This window comes from Shewanella submarina, from assembly GCF_042646185.1.
Lineage (GTDB): Bacteria > Pseudomonadota > Gammaproteobacteria > Enterobacterales > Shewanellaceae > Shewanella > Shewanella corallii.
Window position 1 is genome coordinate 366960 of the sequence record NZ_JBHRTD010000006.1, and the last position, 14522, is coordinate 381481.

A 14522-nucleotide genomic window follows, 5' to 3' on the forward strand; every position below is an offset into this window, starting at 1 on the left:
AATATAATTCTTAAGTCTTAGTGCTTAATTATTAGATAGGGCTGAATTATTGGTTCAGATAGCGCACTGCCATCTCAGTTCTGGATTTGGCATTGGCTTTTCTCAGCAGGTTTTTCACGTGCACTTTTACTGTGCCTTCACTGATGTGCAGCTCTTCGGAGATAGCCCTGTTGCTTAAGCCTTCGGCTAGGTGCTGCAGAATTTGCAGTTCCCTTGGGGTGAGGGCATCTATCCAGCTGCTTTCTTCCTGGCTGGCTTTAAGGTCGTACAGAAACTCAGCCACTTCATCACTGATAACTCTGTGCCCCTGCATGGCCTGCTTAAGTTGCTCAAGCAGCAAATCCGGCTCAGTATCTTTCAGCAGGTAGCCATCGGCTCCAGCTTTCATTAGTCTGATAACATCTTGTTTTGCATCTGAAACTGTCAGGATTACCACCCTTGCAGTGACGCTCTCCTGACGCAGTGCCGTCAGAGTATCCAGACCTGACATACCTTTCATATTTAAGTCGAGCAGTACGATATCCGGCTCTTCATTTGCCACCGCAGCCAAGGCATCCAAACCGGTTCCGGCTTCACCGAAAAGGGTAAAATCCTCATCAGAGGCTATCAATTGACAAATGCCGCGTCTCAGCAGCGGGTGGTCGTCAACGACCAATACGGAATATGGTTTACTCATATTGCGAGGTCTCCTGGGGTGGAAAACTGAGGCTGACGGTGGTTCCGCCTTCAGCATTGCCGGTGAATTCTACCACACCGCTTAGCTTGCTCGCACGCTCATGCATGATACCTATACCAAAGTGTTGATCCCTCTCCCTAATATGGGCTAGTCCTATGCCATTATCGCTAATATGGATATATAACAGGCCATCATCACCCGGTTCACACACTATTGCTATCTGAGTGGCGTTGGCGTGTTTAATGGCGTTAAGAGTGGCCTCTCTGGTGAGTTGCAGGATGTGGATATGCTGATTGGCGCCCAATTGGGTGCCCGGCAACTTGTAGTCCAGAGTGATGCCAATCTCCGTCTGGCTGCGCAGCTGGTCCAGCATCGCCTCCATGGCTCTTTTCAGATTAGGCTCCTTGGTAGTCAGGCGGAAGGTAGCCAACAGCTCTCTGAGCTGGGCGTAAGCCGTATTAATACCCTCATTAATTTCACTCATCTGGGCATCAACGATTTCACTGCGGCACTCTTTGTTGAGTGACTTTTTCAACAGACTTATCTGGATTTTGAGGAAAGAGAGCAGCTGACCCAGAGAGTCGTGAAGCTCCCGGGCTATGATGCCTCGCTCCTCCATCAGGGCCAGTTGCTGTCTCTGCTCGCCACTGTTATGGATAACAATGGATCGTGCCAGCATCATGGCGTAGTTGATAAGCAGCGGCTGATTGGGCGTATGTGTAGTGTTAATATCCAGGAAGCCCAGCTCAGTATTGTCATACCTGACCGCGAAGCGGGCGCTTGGTGCCGATACCCTGGGCCAGCCGTTGTCATCGCTGATCTCTTCTGAATCATCTTCATCGATAAGCAGCAGACGAACAGCATCAAATTGCTGGGTCTCCCTCAGTTTTTGCATCAGTTCTGACAGCAGCTGCCTGTCCAGTGGGCGGGTATGCAGCATCAACAGGCTGTCGTACATCAGGGTCAGTTCAAGGTGAGCCTGACTCAACTCGCGGGTTTTGTCTTCAACCTGAGACTCCAGATTGCGATACAGCGCTGACAGTTCTCTGGCCGTACTTTGCAGCGCATCGCTCAGGGCGGTGAGCTCTATGTAATTGGTCCTGGGCATTTCCAGCTCGAACTGGCCCTTTGAAATAGTTTCAGCTGACATCATCATCTGCTGCAGTGGTTGTACGACACGCTTACGGGTATAGCGCACCGCGACGAAAGCGATAAGCAGCATGACGCCGAGTCCGATAAGTTGGCTGATGGCCAGCACTTTAAGTTTGAATTCGGCATGGTGCTCCATCTCCAGTACCAGCAGATCTATGGTGTCGACAAAGTCCTTCAGCGAGGCGGCATAGCTGCGGGAGTTTTCCTGCTGGATAAACTGTTTCATGGTTTGCCACTTGTCCACCACCAGGCTGTACTGGGCGCCCAGCGCTGCCGGAGCAGCCCAGGAGATGGCGTGCTTAAGATCGTCTGAGTAGAGCGTGTCCTCAAATTGTTGAATCTTCTTATCCGCCTCTTTACTGCCTGAATTGGCGTAGAACATCAGACGATAGCTTTGCATCCGTAAAGAGCCTGAGGCATTAATCGCACGACTATCTCCAAGGCTATAGACCAGATTGCCCAGCGCGAAGCTGGCAAGTCCGCTGGACAGTAAAATCAGTACCAACATCACGCCCAAAATGGTCGAGGTCAAACTGGTTTGTTTCATCGCTTTTCTCTGTGATTTCACACGGGAAATACCGTGCAATTTAACATTTTCTGAATTAGTAAGTGCTTACGTCTAAATGTGAAAAAGTTGAAAATGTGATCTAAATCTTACGTAGATGTTGATCTGACGCAAACTTTATTGCGGATACCCATAAGGGGGTATGTTCTTGTCTCTGTACCATCTCTAACTTTAACTCCAGAGAAAGCGGGTTGCACCGAATAACCTGCACTGAGATGGAGAAGAGAGTGATGAGAACAGCGACAGGAAAAACCTTTGCATTAAGTGCCCTGATTGCTGCCAGCTTTATGGCGGCAGGCGCCATGGCCAGTGATAAAACTGAGCCGCGCAACGAAGTCTACAAAGACAGATTTAAAGATCAATATGCCACCTGGCATGATACCAGTGAAAGCAAAGAAGTTGTCGATGCGCTGGCTGAGGATCCAAACCTGGTGATCCTGTGGGCCGGTTACGGCTTTGCCAAAGACTACAACAAAGCCCGTGGTCACATCTATGCAGTTACAGACGTGCGTAATACTCTGCGCACCGGCGCGCCAATGACTGATACCGATGGCCCTATGCCTATGGCCTGCTGGAGCTGTAAGAGCCCTGACGTACCTCGTCTGATGGAAGACAAGGGTGAAGCCGGTTATTTCGCTGGTAAGTTGGGCAGCGGTGGTGCTGAAGTGGTTAACTCCATCGGTTGTAGTGACTGTCACGTTAAAGGTTCGCCAAAGCTGCGTATCTCCCGTCCATTTGCTGAGCGCGCACTCGAAGCCATTGATATGCCATTCGACAAGGCGTCTCGTAAGGACAAGCAGTCCATGGTATGTGCCCAGTGTCACGTAGAGTACTACTTCGAGAAAGGCGAAGGCCGTAAAGGTTGGGTGAAGTTCCCGTGGGATAAAGGCGTTACCGTAGAAGATATGGAAGCCTACTATGATGCACTGGACTTTGCTGACTGGACTCATGCTCTGTCCAAGGCGCCTATGCTGAAAGCTCAGCACCCTGGTTATGAAACCTGGATGCAGGGTGTACACGGTAAGAACAATGTCAGCTGTACTGATTGCCACATGCCACGTGTGACCAATGAGAAGGGCCGTAAGTTTACCGACCACAAAGTGGGTAACCCATTTGATCGCTTTGATGAAACCTGTGGCAGCTGTCATACCCAGGATAAAGAGTTCATCATGGATATAACCAAAGAGCGTCAGAAGAAGGTTAAGTCTCTGCAGCTGACTGCTGAACAACAGCTGGTTAAAGCTCACTTTGAAGCCGCCAAGGCGTGGGAAGTGGGTGCAACTGAAGCTGAAATGGCGCCAATCCTGAAGGATATCCGTCACGCTCAATGGCGCTGGGACTATGCAATTGCCTCCCATGGTGTTGCTGCTCACGCTCCTGAAGAAGCTCTGCGTATTCTGGGTACTTCTGTAGACAAGTCTGCCGATGCCCGTGTGAAACTGGCTCATGTACTGGCCAAGCATGGTGTGACTGGTCCGGTAGCTGTACCTGACATCTCTACCAAGGCCAAGGCTCAGGAAGTTCTGGGTATGGATATGGACAAGATGAACGCAGACAAGCAGAAGTTCCTGAAGGAAATTACACCTAAGTGGGATGAAGAAGCCAAGAAGCGTGAAGCAACTTACTGATTAAGTTTGTGAGTTAAGCAACTGATACAAGCCCCCCAAATAAGCTGATTGTCAGCAGTATCAGTTCCAGACCCCGCCAGGTGCGGGGTCTTTTTTTGGGGAAGATTAACTGCCTGTGTGGGCATTAATAGCGCGATTGCTGGCCCATTGCCGCAAGGCAGTAATTTTCTCGGCCATCACCACAGCAATAGGACGGGTGGCCGCCAGCTCTTCCAATAAGCTGTTTTGACTCAAGCCCTGCTCCTGACTGGCGCTGGCATAGAGTGCAGAGATCACCACCTGTTCCAGTTCGGCGCCACTGAATCCCTCACTGACCATCGCCAACTGCTGCAGATCAAATGGCTCCAGTGAAATCCGGCGGCGACTGAGGTGAATCGACAGAATCTTTTCCCTGCTGGTTTTGTCCGGCAAATCCACGAAGAAGATCTCATCCAGTCTGCCTTTACGGATAAGCTCGGGTGGCAACGCCTGAATATCGTTGGCGGTAGTGACCAGAAATACATCTGATTTACGTTCTGCCATCCAGGTCAGCAGGGTACCCAGAATACGTTTGGAGGTGCCTTCGTCACCGCTGCCACCGCTAATCCCCTTTTCGATTTCATCCACCCATAGTACGCAGGGAGACATAAGGTCTGCCAGCTCCAATGCCTGTTTTAGGTTTTCTTCTGTTTCGCCTATGTATTTGTTATACAGAGCCGCCATATCCAGTCTGAGTAACGGACGGTGCCAAATCCCGGCTACCGCTTTGGCTGCCAGACTCTTGCCACACCCCTGCACCCCCAGCAGCATTATGCCCTTGGGGGGCGTGAGCGCGTTTTGGCTTGCTCTTTCCGCGCGGCTGTCGTCGGGTGTTCTCAGTTTGAGCCAGTGTTTCAGTGCATCCATGCCTGCAATGTCCGCGAAGCTGCGGGTGTCATACTCATACCTGAGCACGCCATCCATATTCATCAGCTGGAACTTGGTACGGTTGACCTTGTCCAGATCCGCTTTGGTCAGGGCCTCATCATCAACAATGGCGTTATGAATAAGACGCCTGGCATCATCCAGAGTAACCCCTCTCAGGTTATCGGCCAGCTGCTCTGCCGCGCCAGGCTCAACCGTCAGCTGCATCCCCTGATTCTGTACTTCGGCTATCTCTTGAGCAATCAGGTTGGCCAGTTGGTTTCTGCCCGGCAGTCGCAGGCTAAAGCTGGCACAGTAACGCTGAAACTCTGGCGGGATCTCAACTCCATGACTGACCAGCACCAGAGTTTGTCGGCTGGATTCGAACTCCATGGCGATCTCTTTAATCAACCGCACATTGATGGGAGCGTCTTTGAGGAAGGGGTGAAAGTCACACAGCACATAAATACCTTCTTGATCAGTGGTTTTGATATGCCTGAGCAGATCGCTTGGGTCTGCGTTGAATTTCTGGGTACCCATATCCCTGTCTATCCGGCTCAGTCCTGTGGTGATGGACCAGCAGAACAATGGCTTGTACAGGCAACTGGCAACCCGTTTAAGCAACTCCAGCAAACGCTGCTCTTCATGGGTTTCCACTACGATAATAGGGGTCTTCCCCCGGAGCAGGCTGGTGAGATCCTGTATCTCTTTCATTGTGATTCCTTATCCCTTCGCTTCCTGCACCGAGTGTAAACCTGTTGTTAAAATGAGTTAACCGGTTGGCCAGTTTAATTTCTCATCATGGGCTAACCCTGCCTTGTCGTTCACCGGGTTAGTGTCGGGATAAAGCGGTGAATGTGCGCAGGCAGGCCTGACTATCGGTGACGCTGATAAAATCTCTGGGTTCCAGGGACTTTAGTGGTGAGACCATGCTGTTTTGCAGTATTCTTAACCCTGTAATCGGCGCAGGGATAACTTAATGAGTGTTCTGGAGTTTCTCTTTATGACAAGCCCGGCAGTTTTGCTAAAACGGAGCACGGGTATTGCTGGTGAACACAAGTCTTTGGTGACCAACTTGTTGGCTATGGTATTTAATTAGATATGTCTCTAATCCTGAAATTAAAGCGAATCATTAGAAAGAGATACTTGAAGGCGGCCAGGGGCGAGCAGCTTGATGTCTGCACCACTCTTGACGGGGCCAGGATACATTATGGCCCTAACAGTGACAGAGTCTATCTCATGTCTATGGGCAAGGCTTCCCCCAGCGCCATGCCAAACTTAATGCAGGAGTTGGCTGACGAGCATCACCTGGGCAAGCTGATTGCCAGGGTCAGACAGAGTGATGCTGAACCCTTTTTCGAACATGGTTTTGTAGAGGAAGCCAGCTTGCCCGGATACTTTGGTTCCCATGGCCTGGGGGTTGATGAAGATGCGCTGTTTCTTGCGGCTTACCCGGATACCGACCGTCGATTCGACCCCAAAGAAGCCCACAATGATAAGGCTCTGAAGCAGGCTATTGCCAAATTAAAGCCCTTCAGAGCTGCCAATGACTGGCAGGTGGTGCCCATGACTCCGGCCTTTGCCAATGAAATGGCGCACTTATACCGGGGAATTTTCCCTGACTATCCCTATCCAATTTCTGATGCCGGTTTTTTACGGAACAGTATGAAAGAAGGGGTACTCTATTTTGGTGTGAGGCACCAAAGTCGGATTATTGCGCTGGCATCGGCCGAGCTTGACCCCAAAAATCTGGCGGTGGAGGTGGCTGATTTTGCGACTTTACCTGAGTATCGGGGTAACCACCTTGCGGGGTTGTTGCTGGACCATATGGAAAAGCGGCTGGTCGATGAAGGTTTCAGGTTGGCCTTCACCACAGCCCGTGCCGCCTCCATTGGCATAAACCGGACTTTTGCCTGCCAGGGGTATCAGTATCAGGGGCGCTTGATAAACAACGCCCTGATAAACGGGAATATTGAAAGTATGAATGTGTGGAGTAAGGCACTCAGCACCCGCTATTGAGCTTGGTGTGAGCGCCAGCTGGGTCAGGATGATGAGTTTTTGTCGTTGTCCTGATTTTCCACAGAGTGAATATTTCCTACTACCAGCACTGGCGCTGCGTCCAAGTCTTCTGCGTCCATCATATAAGCGATACGCTCCACGGCCGACAGCAGCTGGCTTTGCTCCCACTCCTCCAGCGCCTGATAGCGTTTGATAAAGTGCTCCTGCAAGGCCTTGGGAGCAGCTTTGTGCAACTCTTTTCCCTGCTCACTCAAATACAGATGAACTTTACGCTTATCTGTTTGACTGCGAACACGGATAACCAGTTCCCGGGATTCCAGCCTGTCGATAATATTGGTTACAGTAGCAGGACTCAGATTGATCTCTTCAGCAACCTGTTTTGCCATAGGGCCATCCAATTGAGAGATTTTGTTTATCACCATCAATTGTGGTCCGGTCAGGCCGGCAAATTTGCTCAGCTGTTTTGAGTGGATGTCGATTGCGCGGATCACCCGTCGCAATGAAACCAATAGTTGTTCGTACTTTTCCATAACACTCCATTCCTGTAACCCCTGAACATTAACGTTATTAAGTTCAGGATAAAAGGGTTTTGTGTCAGTGGTGACGACGCCAGACAAGCAGGTGAAGCAGGGCGAAACCGCCGTGTCCCCAGACATAGGCTTCAATCAGACCAACCAGAGCTTTATGCAGGCCGAGGAGGTCTGATGCAGTCTGCCAGCCCAGGGTTATGCCTGCTAACCAGAGGGCGCCGCTGAATACCGCCAGCAGCAGAGCCAGGAGTCCCAGCCCTTCGACGCAAGCGGCGAGCCCACCGGGCTGAGCATCGGGCAGGGACAGACCTTTAAGTATGCGAAGGTCTGTTTTGAGCTGTTGAAATTGCCCAAATAACCAGGGATAGAGATCCCTGAGGTGACGTCTTTTCAGCAAGAGTGCAATAAACACAGGAGCCAACATCAGCAGTCCCAATCCGGCAAACACATGGTACCAATCCACTGGAGTTAATTTGGTCAACGGCGTGTCGACATGGACATGCATAAAGAAGGATGAGAGGAGTTGCAGCAGCACAGCTGACATAACGATGGCATGCAGCCAGGTTTCAGCTGGAGGCAGCCTGCTGAAAAGAAATGAAATACCCCGGGAAAGGTGTTTATCCGACATGAAAAGCGAGCCAGAGCAATGAACCAGACTGTTATCATGCCTGAGTTTGTCTGCGGGCCGGATTATGTTTGATTAATGAAGATAAAAATACCGGCACTCAGGCCGGTATGTTTAAATCTATCAGTTGAGAGCCTGTGGCCTGCCAAATGACTAGTCGTCGCGGGTCAGCACTTCCAGCATTTCAACTTCGAAGGTCAAATCTGAATTGGCCGGGATTTTGTCACCCATCTGGCGCTCACCATAGGCCAGGTGTGATGGAATAAACAGCTTGCGCTTGCCACCCACTTTCATACCCATCATGCCCTGATCCCAACCTTTGATTACCCGGCCTGTACCGATAACCACCTGCAGAGGGCGACCTCTGTCGTGGGAAGAATCAAACTTGGTGCCGTCCTGCAGGAAGCCTTCATAGTGCACAGTGATCAGCGCACCCTTTACCGCTTCTTTGCCTTCGCCTTCCTGAATATCTTCAATGATCAGTTCACTGGTCATCGCAATTTCCTCAATGCTGGATTGTCAAACGGCGGCAGTTTAGCACGGTCATCCAGATTTGAACCTGCTATTTTATCAGTTTCAGCAGAGCCCGAAATCTGTCTCCCTGTGCGATATGCTGCAGTTCAAACAGCAATGACTCAACGTTTTGCATCCTGGCACCATAATCCCGCATCATCTCAATTCCCAATTGTTTGTTTTCAGGCGTTCGGGACGAGACGCAGTCACATACCAGGTGAACATGATAGCCTTGCTCAAGCAGGTCCCGGCAGGTTTGATACACGCAGATATGGGTTTCAATGCCGGCGAGGATAACCTGTTTGCGGCCACTTTGGATAAGGCTGCGGCGGAACCCTTCTGCCTGCCATCCACTGAAGTGCTCTTTGGCTATGGGCTGGTTTTCCAGACTAAGCAGCTCCGCCAGCGACGGCGTGGTATGACCCAGTTTATCGGGAAGTTGCTCAAGCCATAGTGTGGGAATTTCAAATAACTGAGCGCCCTGGATCAGTGTGCTCAATTGTTGGTGGAGGGCTTCGCTGTTGTCGACAACCTGAGCCAGTTTTCCCTGCACGTCCACAATGGCCAGTATGCAATCCTCTGCTTTCAACATCTCTTCACCCCCTTAATTCAATCAGCCCCCAAACTACTGCGTTTACATGTCATTTTCCAGTGCAAAACTTGATGCCTGGTGGTGCATAAATGCACGAGTTTGGTGCAATTGTATTCAGCTTGGTGTTGTGGTATTTGCTTAACTCATTGTTAATAAATTGATTTTATTTATGGCGTAAAGATTGTAACGCACTTGGTCAAACAACGGACGAGAACAAACCGGAGGGCGGGATGAAATTGGTCAGCGCGATTATAAAGCCATTCAAACTTGATGACGTCAGAGAAGCGATTGCAGGTCTGGGCATTGAGGGCATGACAGTGACAGAGGTTAAGGGCTTTGGTCGGCAAAAGGGGCATACCGAGCTTTATCGGGGAGCGGAATATCAGGTGGACTTTCTGCCCAAGGTGAAGCTGGAGATAGCGACCAAGGATGAGCACCTCGACCACCTGCTTGAGGTAATAACAGAAGCTGCCCGTACCGGCAAAATTGGTGACGGCAAAATTTTTGTCACTGAGCTGGAGCAGGCGATCCGTATTCGTACCGGCGAAACAGATACTGAAGCATTATAAAAATTGGGGGCAATAAGATGGAAACGCTAACAGAACTTGGGGCGACAGTAACTGAACTGAGGTTTGCCCTTGATACATTTTACTTTTTGATTTCAGGTGCACTGGTGATGTGGATGGCGGCTGGTTTTGCCATGCTGGAGGCCGGATTGGTGCGCTCAAAGAACACCACTGAAATTCTTACCAAGAATGTGTGCCTGTACTCAATTGCCTGCATCATGTACCTGATTGTGGGTTACAACATCATGTATGTAGACAATACCGAGGGGGGCTGGTTGCCTAGTCTGGGGGCGCTGATAGGCACACAGTCTGGCGATGCCGACCACGCATTGGAGTCTGACTTCTTCTTCCAGGTAGTGTTTGTGGCGACAGCCATGTCTATTGTATCCGGTGCTGTCGCCGAGCGTATGAAGCTGTGGGCCTTTCTGGCATTCAGCGTAGTACTGACGGGCTTTATCTATCCGGTAGAAGGTTACTGGACCTGGGGCAGCGGCTTCCTGTCCCAAGCCGGGTTTGTTGACTTTGCCGGTAGTGGCATTGTGCATATGGCCGGTGCTGCGGCAGCTATTGCCGGTGTGTTGCTGCTGGGAGCCCGTAAAGGGAAATATGCTGCCAATGGTCAGGTAAACCCAATCCCGGGTTCCAACCTGCCGCTGGCGACTTTAGGCACCTTTATCCTGTGGATGGGCTGGTTCGGCTTTAACGGTGGCTCTCAGTTAATGGTGTCTGATGCCGATAACGCTTCATCAGTTGCCAAAATCTTTGTGAATACCAACTCAGCTGCAGCCTTTGGTGCCATTGCTTCTTTGCTGGTGTGTAAGATGACATGGGGCAAGGCGGACCTCACCATGATACTGAACGGCGCACTGGCAGGCCTGGTGGCTATTACTGCTGATCCTCTGTCACCATCCCTCGGCCTGGCCGCTGCTATTGGTGCGATTGCCGGTGGTCTGGTGGTGTTCTCTATTGTCGGCTTTGACCGCATCAAAATTGATGACCCTGTAGGTGCAATATCAGTGCATGGTGTAGTGGGCTTCCTGGGACTGATGCTGGTGCCTCTGTCCAACTCTGAAGCCACTGTGGCTGCCCAGCTGCTGGGTGCGGGAGTTATCTTTGCCTGGGTATTCGGTGCTTCACTGGTAGTGTGGGCGATACTCAAGTACACCATGGGCATTCGTGTCAGCGAGGAAGAGGAGTATCAGGGAATGGATGCTTCAGACTGTGGTATCGATGCTTACCCTGAGTTTGTATCGGTAAAATCAGCCTGAGACCGAACGAACAGAGCAGGGCTTGTCCCTGCTTTTTTTGTGCTAAGCTGCCAACAGATATGTCGATCGGAGCGTCGTAATGAGAACCGGGTTGTTGCTGTTGAGCTGGATGCTGGTGTGCCAGGCCTATGCCGGTGATATTAAGGTTCATGACAAGACAGAGCCTTTCGACCCATTCGCTGTCAGAGATGCCAAAAAGGCAGATCATGAATGGCAGGAGCAGCAAAGACTCAAGCAGCAACTTGAGTTGATTGAATCGCTTCCCATTGGATGTGTGTTGCTGGTTCAGCCCTACAGACACTATCGTTGCGGCGATTTGTACTATCGACCTTACCCTCAGCCCAGAACGTCCGAGCTGCAACAGAAGCTGCAATATCAACGTATCCCCGCCCCCAAAAACGCTGAACCACCACGTTTCAAGCCAGCCGTTCCGGTTGATAACGATTAATTACATTTCAAATCCGGGCAGATCAGCATATGGTGATAAAGTGAACCATAATTTAAGTTATCGGTGCTGTTCGGCCTTTATTCTGCAAGGGCTGTCAACATAGCTTATTGGCGGTAAAACGTCGGGCGGCAACACTGGATACCCATTCCAACCGGTCCTGTGGACCCAGAGGAGGAAGTATGCTGCTTCGCGTATTAACCCTGCTTACCGTGGTGATGCTGGCAGGATGTCAGTCTGCCCAGACACCTGTCTATCGGGCACAGGTGGAAAGCCTGTTTCTGGACCAACACTTTGATACCGAACAGGTGTTGCCCGCAGCAGACACCATATTCAAACTTCCCCCTTCAGTAGCTTCCGAGGTCCGGCGTCGTTATGAGCGAGATAAACTCGGTTACAAGAGTAGCCACAATGCCCATGAGTGGCTGAGCGAGTTCATCCGTGAACGTGACGGCGGCTTTGAGTACAGAGATCATCTGACCCGCGGAGCGACCGAGACCTATGCCCGTCGTGAGGGCAATTGCCTGAGCCTGGTACTGCTGACCACTGCTCTGGCTGACACACTGAATGTGCCGGTGCAATATCAGGAGGTGGAGGTTCAGCCTATTTGGGATAAGTGGGGGCAGTTTTACCTGATTAACGGTCACATCAATATCAAGCTCTACGCCCCTGAGAGCAGTACCAGTCTGACCTTTGCCTCCCGCTCAATACTGGTAGATTTTCTGCCGGAAAGGGCGATTCGGGGATATACCAGCCACAGAATTAATCGCAGCACAGTCACCGCTATGTTTTACAACAATCTGGCGGCAGAAGCTCTGGTAAACGGCGATCTGGACAGAGCCTATGCCCTGACCAAAGCCAGCCTCCAGTTCAAACCTGACTTTATCTCCGCCATTAATACTTTGGGGGTTGTTTATCGCAGGGCTGGTATGGATGGAGAAGCGGAGCGGGTTTATCGGTATGCCATGGCGTTGCCGGGGGATCACCTGAACCCCATGAGCAATCTGGCGCTCTTGCTGGGCGAGCAGGGAAGGCTGGAGGAGTGGTCTCAAATCCACAGAAAGCTGGAGCTTGCCCGTATCCGTAATCCTTTCTACTACTTTGATATGGCGGAAGAGGCATACACCAGAAAAGCTTATTCCGAAGCGGTGGATTGGTACAGGAGGGCGGTGAAGCTGGCTGATTATCAACCTGAGTTTTTTCTGGGCCTGTCCAAGTCTTATTGGCAATTGGGTGACAGGGACCGAGCTGAGTTCAACATGAGTCGGGCAATAAAACTGGCGACAGATGAAGAAGATAAGCAAAGGTACCAATATAAGCTTAAAGCGATGAAAAACTATGCGAATCGTAGCATATAGATACTGAGAAATTTGACTGTTTAAAAAATATTAAATCAATAAAAACAGTGGCATATGGATTCATGTTGAAATAAATAGTGATTGCGTTGCATTGTGGTGGGGGACTCGTTAAATTGGCTGTTAATGATAAAGAGGCCAAGGAGACCTGTTCCCTATGTATTACCAGAATGACGATGTGCGTATTAATGAAGTCAAAGAGCTGTTGCCCCCGGTCGCCATTCTGGAACGATTTCCTGCCTCGGAAGCGGCTTCTGCGACGGTTTTTAACTCCCGCAAAGCGATATCAGATATCCTCTCCCGCCATGATGACCGCCTGTTGGTGGTGATCGGCCCCTGTTCCATTCATGACCCCAAAGCTGCCCTTGAGTATGGTGAGCGGCTGCTGGCACTGCGTGAGGAGTATAAGGATCAGCTGGAAATCGTGATGCGGGTTTATTTTGAAAAGCCACGGACTACAGTGGGTTGGAAGGGACTAATTAATGATCCTTTCATGGATAGCAGTTTCCAGCTGAATGAGGGGCTTAGAAAAGCCCGTAAGTTACTGCTGGACCTGAATCACGCTGGCCTGCCAACTGCCGGTGAGTTTCTGGATATGATCACGCCTCAGTACCTGGCGGATCTTATGTGCTGGGGTGCAATTGGGGCGAGAACCACTGAGTCTCAGGTGCACAGAGAGTTAGCGTCCGGTCTCTCCTGTCCGGTCGGGTTTAAAAATGGCACCGACGGCACGATTAAAATTGCCATAGATGCCATAGGTGCAGCCGCTGCTCCCCACCACTTTATGTCTGTGACCAAGTACGGTCATTCGGCGATTGTGTCCACCAAAGGTAACCCGGATTGTCACATTATTCTGCGCGGCGGCAGAGAGCCCAACTACAGTGCTGAGCACGTGAAGCAGATCTCAGGGCAGCTGACTACCGTTGGGCTCAATCCAAACCTGATGATTGATTTCAGCCATGCCAACAGCTCCAAACAGTATCAGCGTCAGATGCTGGTGGCTGAGGATGTTGGCGGCCAAATTGCGTCGGGTGAGCAGTCAATCTTCGGGGTGATGGTGGAAAGTCATCTGGTGGAAGGGCGTCAGGATCATCGCCCCGGACAGCCACTGACGTACGGGCAAAGTATTACTGATGCCTGCATCGGCTGGCAGGACACAGAAAAGCTGCTGGCCGGTTTAAATGCCAGCATTCTGGCCAGAAGAGAACAGGCTGGATAATACAGATAAAGAAAAGAGGGGCTAAGGCCCCTCTTTCAATTTATCAATCAGCCCTTGAATTAAATCATTCAGCGAGTTTAAAAAGGCGCGCGAGCGGCTTAAACCTATCTTCTAAAGGGGAAAGGTATTAAGCGCTTTTCAACTGCTGGGAGATGTACTCATTGGCTTTTGCCAGGCTACCGAAAGAGGCAATCAGGTTCTTTTTACCCTTTTCTCGAATTTCGGGGTTATCAGATTCAATCATCATCCATACCCAGGTTTTCAGCAGCGGCAGCGGCGGGTATTGAACCTTAGCGGAGTCCAACATAAAACGTCCTTCAACCATAATTTGTTATTAGAGGATTTTTTAATTTTTATCGCCTGTAGTTGCTTGTGTTATGCAGGCGTCACCGAAGGGTATCAGATTATTAATCGCCAGATAATACCAAAGAAGAGAAATATTTCACTGTTGAACTCCAGTTATTACAAGGCGGTACAGGGGATTTGC

Annotated in this window: 15 protein-coding genes; 7 read left to right on the forward strand and 8 right to left on the reverse strand. The window is 50.5% G+C overall.

Annotation, left to right across the window (positions count from 1 at the left end):
* Nucleotides 1–46: 46 nt before the first annotated feature.
* Together ACFOE0_RS04615 and narQ are read right to left on the reverse strand one after the other, a co-directional pair.
* Nucleotides 47–676: a response regulator gene (locus ACFOE0_RS04615; protein ID WP_115136020.1), complete on the reverse strand. Its 630-nt coding sequence runs from the start codon at nt 674–676 to the stop codon at nt 47–49.
* A complete protein-coding gene (gene narQ / locus ACFOE0_RS04620; RefSeq protein ID WP_248935253.1) occupies nt 669–2375 on the reverse strand; it encodes a nitrate/nitrite two-component system sensor histidine kinase NarQ in 1707 nt (568 codons plus the stop codon). Before narQ ends, ACFOE0_RS04615 begins: the two co-directional genes overlap by 8 nt.
* A 245-nt stretch (nt 2376–2620) precedes the next feature.
* On the opposite strand from narQ, the gene nrfA reads away from it, so the two are divergent.
* Nucleotides 2621–4021 carry an ammonia-forming nitrite reductase cytochrome c552 subunit gene (gene nrfA, locus ACFOE0_RS04625; protein WP_248935252.1) on the forward strand — a complete coding sequence of 467 codons (1401 nt, stop codon included), beginning with the start codon at nt 2621–2623 and terminating at the stop codon, nt 4019–4021.
* Between the two features lie 105 nt (nt 4022–4126).
* Here nrfA and ACFOE0_RS04630 read toward each other — a convergent pair whose 3' ends face one another.
* Nucleotides 4127–5617: an AAA family ATPase gene (locus tag ACFOE0_RS04630; protein ID WP_248935251.1), complete on the reverse strand. Its 1491-nt coding sequence runs from the start codon at nt 5615–5617 to the stop codon at nt 4127–4129.
* A gap of 432 nt (nt 5618–6049) precedes the next feature.
* Between ACFOE0_RS04630 and ablB the strand changes: the two genes are divergently transcribed.
* Entirely contained in the window at nt 6050–6922 is an 873-nt protein-coding gene (gene ablB / locus ACFOE0_RS04635; protein ID WP_283106376.1) for a putative beta-lysine N-acetyltransferase, read from the forward strand.
* 23 nt (nt 6923–6945) lie between these two features.
* Here ablB and ACFOE0_RS04640 read toward each other — a convergent pair whose 3' ends face one another.
* From ACFOE0_RS04640 to ACFOE0_RS04655, 4 genes are all read right to left on the reverse strand, one after another.
* Nucleotides 6946–7452 (reverse strand): MarR family winged helix-turn-helix transcriptional regulator, encoded by a 507-nt coding sequence (locus tag ACFOE0_RS04640; RefSeq protein ID WP_115136015.1) that lies wholly within the window; start codon nt 7450–7452, stop codon nt 6946–6948.
* A gap of 64 nt (nt 7453–7516) precedes the next feature.
* Entirely contained in the window at nt 7517–8080 is a 564-nt protein-coding gene (locus tag ACFOE0_RS04645; protein WP_248935249.1) for a cytochrome b/b6 domain-containing protein, read from the reverse strand.
* A gap of 150 nt (nt 8081–8230) precedes the next feature.
* Nucleotides 8231–8572 carry an FKBP-type peptidyl-prolyl cis-trans isomerase gene (locus ACFOE0_RS04650; protein WP_115136013.1) on the reverse strand — a complete coding sequence of 114 codons (342 nt, stop codon included), beginning with the start codon at nt 8570–8572 and terminating at the stop codon, nt 8231–8233.
* A gap of 67 nt (nt 8573–8639) precedes the next feature.
* Complete coding sequence (locus ACFOE0_RS04655; RefSeq protein ID WP_248935248.1) at nt 8640–9182, reverse strand: hydrolase; 543 nt, start codon at nt 9180–9182, stop codon at nt 8640–8642.
* A 230-nt stretch (nt 9183–9412) separates the two neighbouring features.
* On the opposite strand from ACFOE0_RS04655, the gene glnK reads away from it, so the two are divergent.
* From glnK to aroG, 5 genes are all read left to right on the forward strand, one after another.
* Nucleotides 9413–9751: a P-II family nitrogen regulator gene (glnK, locus tag ACFOE0_RS04660; RefSeq protein WP_115136011.1), complete on the forward strand. Its 339-nt coding sequence runs from the start codon at nt 9413–9415 to the stop codon at nt 9749–9751.
* 17 nt (nt 9752–9768) lie between these two features.
* Nucleotides 9769–11016 (forward strand): ammonium transporter, encoded by a 1248-nt coding sequence (locus ACFOE0_RS04665; RefSeq protein ID WP_248935247.1) that lies wholly within the window; start codon nt 9769–9771, stop codon nt 11014–11016.
* A 79-nt stretch (nt 11017–11095) separates the two neighbouring features.
* Entirely contained in the window at nt 11096–11464 is a 369-nt protein-coding gene (locus ACFOE0_RS04670) for a hypothetical protein (RefSeq protein WP_248935246.1), read from the forward strand.
* A 179-nt stretch (nt 11465–11643) separates the two neighbouring features.
* On the forward strand, nt 11644–12819 hold the full coding sequence (locus ACFOE0_RS04675) for a tetratricopeptide repeat protein (RefSeq protein ID WP_248935245.1): 1176 nt from the start codon (nt 11644–11646) through the stop codon (nt 12817–12819).
* Between the two features lie 154 nt (nt 12820–12973).
* Nucleotides 12974–14035, forward strand: a complete 1062-nt coding sequence (gene aroG / locus ACFOE0_RS04680; protein ID WP_248935244.1) for a 3-deoxy-7-phosphoheptulonate synthase AroG — start codon at nt 12974–12976, stop codon at nt 14033–14035.
* Nucleotides 14036–14162: 127 nt separating this feature from the next.
* Here aroG and ACFOE0_RS04685 read toward each other — a convergent pair whose 3' ends face one another.
* Nucleotides 14163–14342 carry a hypothetical protein gene (locus tag ACFOE0_RS04685; RefSeq protein ID WP_115136309.1) on the reverse strand — a complete coding sequence of 60 codons (180 nt, stop codon included), beginning with the start codon at nt 14340–14342 and terminating at the stop codon, nt 14163–14165.
* Between the last annotated feature and the right edge of the window lie 180 nt (nt 14343–14522).

Bases quoted from the DNA above. Each gene is read 5' to 3' on its own strand.
- ACFOE0_RS04615 (WP_115136020.1), bottom strand. From the start codon at position 676: ATGAGTAAACCATATTCCGTATTGGTCGTTGACGACCACCCGCTGCTG.
- narQ (WP_248935253.1), bottom strand. From the start codon at position 2,375: ATGAAACAAACCAGTTTGACCTCGACCATTTTGGGCGTGATGTTGGTA.
- ACFOE0_RS04630 (WP_248935251.1), bottom strand. From the start codon at position 5,617: ATGAAAGAGATACAGGATCTCACCAGCCTGCTCCGGGGGAAGACCCCT.
- ACFOE0_RS04640 (WP_115136015.1), bottom strand. From the start codon at position 7,452: ATGGAAAAGTACGAACAACTATTGGTTTCATTGCGACGGGTGATCCGC.
- ACFOE0_RS04645 (WP_248935249.1), bottom strand. From the start codon at position 8,080: ATGTCGGATAAACACCTTTCCCGGGGTATTTCATTTCTTTTCAGCAGG.
- ACFOE0_RS04650 (WP_115136013.1), bottom strand. From the start codon at position 8,572: ATGACCAGTGAACTGATCATTGAAGATATTCAGGAAGGCGAAGGCAAA.
- ACFOE0_RS04655 (WP_248935248.1), bottom strand. From the start codon at position 9,182: ATGTTGAAAGCAGAGGATTGCATACTGGCCATTGTGGACGTGCAGGGA.
- glnK (WP_115136011.1), top strand. From the start codon at position 9,413: ATGAAATTGGTCAGCGCGATTATAAAGCCATTCAAACTTGATGACGTC.
- ACFOE0_RS04665 (WP_248935247.1), top strand. From the start codon at position 9,769: ATGGAAACGCTAACAGAACTTGGGGCGACAGTAACTGAACTGAGGTTT.
- ACFOE0_RS04670 (WP_248935246.1), top strand. From the start codon at position 11,096: ATGAGAACCGGGTTGTTGCTGTTGAGCTGGATGCTGGTGTGCCAGGCC.
- ACFOE0_RS04675 (WP_248935245.1), top strand. From the start codon at position 11,644: ATGCTGCTTCGCGTATTAACCCTGCTTACCGTGGTGATGCTGGCAGGA.
- aroG (WP_248935244.1), top strand. From the start codon at position 12,974: ATGTATTACCAGAATGACGATGTGCGTATTAATGAAGTCAAAGAGCTG.
- ACFOE0_RS04685 (WP_115136309.1), bottom strand. From the start codon at position 14,342: ATGTTGGACTCCGCTAAGGTTCAATACCCGCCGCTGCCGCTGCTGAAA.